Source organism: Acidiphilium sp. PM (assembly GCF_000219295.1).
GTDB classification, from domain to species: domain Bacteria; phylum Pseudomonadota; class Alphaproteobacteria; order Acetobacterales; family Acetobacteraceae; genus Acidiphilium; species Acidiphilium multivorum.
Map to the genome: position 1 here is coordinate 1 of NZ_AFPR01000295.1, position 4186 is coordinate 4186.

4 protein-coding genes are annotated in these 4186 nt (G+C 71.7%); all 4 read left to right on the forward strand.

What is annotated here, in order from left to right; all coding sequences use genetic code 11:
• The first annotated feature begins 154 nt into the window (after positions 1-154).
• From bchO to APM_RS22045, 4 genes are read left to right on the forward strand one after another with little or no spacing between them, the layout of a single operon-like run.
• On the forward strand, positions 155-1078 hold the full coding sequence (gene bchO / locus APM_RS11610) for an alpha/beta fold hydrolase BchO (protein ID WP_007423571.1): 924 nt from the start codon (positions 155-157) through the stop codon (positions 1076-1078).
• Entirely contained in the window at positions 1075-2604 is a 1530-nt protein-coding gene (crtI, locus tag APM_RS11615) for a phytoene desaturase family protein (protein ID WP_007423572.1), read from the forward strand. The genes bchO and crtI overlap by 4 nt, the downstream gene beginning before the upstream one ends.
• A complete protein-coding gene (locus APM_RS11620) occupies positions 2591-3652 on the forward strand; it encodes a phytoene/squalene synthase family protein (protein ID WP_007423573.1) in 1062 nt (353 codons plus the stop codon). Before crtI ends, APM_RS11620 begins: the two co-directional genes overlap by 14 nt.
• A 10-nt stretch (positions 3653-3662) precedes the next feature.
• Positions 3663-3803, forward strand: coding sequence for a hypothetical protein (locus APM_RS22045; RefSeq protein WP_158004996.1), 141 nt, complete (start codon positions 3663-3665; stop codon positions 3801-3803).
• Positions 3804-4186 lie beyond the last annotated feature (383 nt).

Here is a 4186-nt window from a genome sequence, read left to right on the forward strand (position 1 = left end):
CCGCCGACGGAATTCCCGCCCTGGTGATCGACACGGCGCCGCGGCCGAACGCGTTCGCCGCCGAACTCGCCGGCGCGATGCGGGCGCGCTACCTGCCGCTGCCCTTTGCCGATGCGCGCGCGCTGAGCCGGGCGATCCGCACGGAGCAGGGCGCATGAGCGCCGCGCTCGCGCTGTGGGACCGGGTGTTCGACGCCGATGCGCCCGACTGGGAGACCGACGGGCGGGACTGGCCGAACCGGGCGGCGAGCCGCTTCGTGACCGCCGGCGGGCTGCGATTCCACGTTCAGGTGATGGGGGCGGGGCCGGTTCTGCTGCTGCTGCACGGCACCGGGGCGGCGACCCATTCCTGGCGCGCGCTGGCGCCGCTGCTGGCGCGGGATTTCACCGTGATCGCGCCGGATCTGCCGGGCCACGGCTTCACCGCGGCGCCGTTCTGGCCGCGCATGTCGCTCCCCGGCATGGCCGGGGCGATCGCGACATTGCTCGACGTGCTGGAGGCGCCGCCGGCGCTGGTGGCCGGGCATTCGGCGGGGGCGGCGATCCTGGCCGAGATGTGCCTGCACGGGCGGATCGCGCCGGCGGGGCTGGTCAGCCTCAACGGCGCGCTGCTGCCGCTCAAGGGCGTTGCCGGGCAGGTATTCTCGCCGCTGGCGCGGCTGTTCGCGCTCAACCCGCTGGTGCCGCGCGTGTTCGCCTGGCACGCGGCGGACAAGGCGGTGGTGGCGCGGCTGCTGCGCGGCACCGGATCGCGCATCGATGCGCAGGGGGCGGAATTCTATGCACGGCTGGCGCGGCGCAGCGGCCATGCGGGGGCGGCGCTGACGATGATGGCGAACTGGGACCTCGCACCGCTGGCCGCGGCGCTGCCGCGTCTCGCACCCAGGCTTTTGCTGATCGTGGGGGCGGCGGACCGCTCGATCCCGCCGGCCGATGCGCGGGAGATCGCGCGTCTTGTGCCAAGGGCGCGAGTGATCGTGCTGCCGCGTCTCGGCCATCTCGCGCATGAGGAGGCGCCGGAGCCGGTCGCCGGGGAGATCGCCGGCTTCGCGCGCGAGATCGGGGTGCTGGCGGCATGAACGTGATCGCCCGTCAGGATGCGGGACCGGAGGCGATGGCGAAGCGGCCGCATGCCATCGTGATCGGGGCGGGGTTCGGCGGGCTGGCCGCCGCGATCCGGCTCGGCGCGCGGGGCTGGCGCGTCACCGTGCTGGAGCGCTGCGAGCAGCCCGGCGGCCGGGCCTCGGTGTTCCGGCAGGACGGGTTCGTGTTCGATGCCGGCCCGACCATCATCACCGCCCCGTTCCTGCTGGAGGAACTCTGGACGCTGGCCGGCGGGCGGATGGCCGATGATGTCGATCTCCGGCCGATCGACCCGTTCTACCGCATCCGCTTCGACGATGGCGCGCATATCGACTGCTCCGGCCATCATGACGCGATGCGCGCGGAGATCGGCCGGCTCGCGCCCGGCGATGTCGCCGGCTACGAGCGCTTCATCGCGATGACCGAGGAGATCTACCGGATCGGGTTCGAGCAGCTCGGCCACGTGCCGTTCGGCCACTGGACCGACATGGCGCGCATCCTGCCCGACCTCGTGCGGCTATCGGGCCATCGCAGCGTGCACGGGCTGGTCGCGCGGCATGTGCGCGATCCGCGGGTGCGCGCGGCGCTGAGCTTCCATCCGCTGCTGGTCGGCGGCAATCCGTTCCGGGTCAGCGCCATCTACGCGCTGATCCTGCATCTGGAGCGCCGGCACGGCGTGCATTTCGCGATGGGCGGGACCGGGGCGATCGTCGCCGGGCTGGCGCGGCTGATCGAGCGGCAGGGCAATCGTATCCGCTGCAACACGCCGGTCGACCGGATCCTCGTGCGCGAGGGGGCGGCCTGCGGCGTCGAACTCGCGGATGGCAGCCGGATCGCGGCGGATATCGTGGTCTCGGACGCCTGCACCGGGTTTACCTATGGCCACCTGCTGCGCGGGGTGGCGCGGCGGCGCTGGACCGACCGCAAGCTCGCCGCGGCGCGCTACTCGATGGGGTTGTTCGTCTGGTATTTCGGCACCGACCGGCAGTTCGGCGAGGTGCCGCACCACACGATCGTGATGGGGCCGCGCTATCGCGGGCTGCTCGACGATATTTTCGAGAAGAAGCGCCTGGCGCCGGACATGAGCCTCTATCTGCACCGGCCGACGGCGACCGATCCGGCGCTCGCGCCCGCGGGGTGCGACGCCTTCTATGCGCTGGCGCCGGTGCCGCATCTGGGCGGCGGCCAGGATTGGGCGCGCGAGGCCGAGGCGTTCCGCCAGCGCGTCGAGCGGCGGCTGGAGGCGACGGTGATGCCGGGGCTTGGCGGGCACATCGTCACCTCGCGGGTGATGACGCCGCGGGATTTCGCCGCGCGCTACGATTCGACCTGGGGCGCCGGCTTCGGGATGGAGCCAGTGCTGACCCAGAGCGCCTGGTTCCGCCCGCACAACGCGAGCGAGGAAGTGCGCAACCTGTTCCTGGTGGGCGCGGGCACCCATCCCGGCGCCGGGGTGCCGGGCGTGCTCTCGACCGCCCGGGTTCTCGACACGGTGGTTCCCGATGCCAATGCGTTCGTCTGATCCCGACATCGCCGCCTGCGCGGCAAGGCTGCGGCGCGGCTCGGTCAGTTTCCACGCCGCCTCCCGCCTGCTGCCGGCGGAGGTGCGCGCCGCGGCGACCGCGCTCTACGCCTTCTGCCGCGAGGCCGACGACGCGGTCGACCTTGCCGCCGACAAGCCAGCCGGGGTTGCCGCGATATCGGCGCGGCTGGAGGCGATCTGCCGGGGCGCGCGGCTCGATGATCCGGTCGATCGCGCGTTTGCCGCGACCATCGCCCGGCACGGGATCCCGCATGCGCTGCCCGAGGCGCTGATCGAGGGGCTGGCCTGGGACGCGGCGGGGCGGCGCTATGCCACGCTGGCGGAGCTGCGCGCCTATGCGGCGCGGGTGGCGGGGTCGGTCGGGGTGATGATGGCGATGCTGATGGGCGCGCGGGACGAGGCGAGCCTTGCCGCCGCCTGCGATCTCGGCCTCGCGATGCAGCTGACCAACATTGCCCGCGATGTCGGCGAGGATGCGGCCGAGCGCCGGCTCTATCTGCCGCTGGACTGGCTGGACGAGGCGGGGCTGGAGCCCGAGCGGTTCCTCGCCCGCCCGGCTTTCACTCCGGCGCTGGCACAAGTGATCGGGCGCCTGCTGGAGGAGGCCGAGCGGCGCTATGCGGCCGCCGGGCGCGGCATTGCCGCGCTGCCGCTGGCCTGCCGGCCCGGCATTGCGGCGGCGCGGCGGATCTATCGCGAGATCGGCCGGCTTCTGGCGGCGAACGGGCTCGACTCGGTCTCCACCCGCACCCGCGTTTCCGGCCGGCGGAAGCTCGGGCTGGCAGCACTCTCGCTGGCCGATGCCGCGACCGCCGGGCTCTGGGCGCCGCTTGCCGCATCGCCGCCGCCCTGCCCGGAAGTGCGGTTCCTGATCGATGCGGCGGCGGCATCCGGCGGCGAGACGGTGGGGGCGGCAGCGCGGGTGATCCTGCTGATCGACCGGTTGGAACGCGAGGAGCGCGCGGCGCGGATGAGGGCGGCCGGGGCGCGCCGCCCGCTCGTCTGCGGTGCGGCGGAGCCGGCGTGATGGAAAAAGTGTGATGGAAGCGTGGGCCAGCCACTATGCGACCTTCCTGGAGTTTTCCGGCATCGACGTGCTGGTGCTGGCCGCCGCCGTCTGGTCGCTCGTGTCGGTGCGGCGGAGCCTGCGGCGGGACCGCGAGCGCGACGGCTCCTAGAGCACGTTCCGATCCTTTCGGATCGGATGTCGTGCTCTATCATTTTGATAAACAGAGCATCTTTATCCGATCAGATGACTCTATCTGATCGGATGATGCCCTAGAGCACGTTCCGATCCTTTCGGATCGGATGTCGTGCTCTATCATGTTGATAAACAGAGCATCTTTATCCGATCAGATGACTCCATCTGATCGGATGATGCTCTGATCGGCTGCCTCAATCTCAGATGAACCGTCGCGGCATGCGGAAGGGCAGCATGAACTGCACGGCGGGATGGACGAGACGGTCGCAATCCAGCGTCTCGTGCACGGCCTCGACCGCCTCGCCGCCGAGCGAGGCGCCGATGCGGGCGCGAGCGTAAAAGGGCGTATCCTCGAGATTG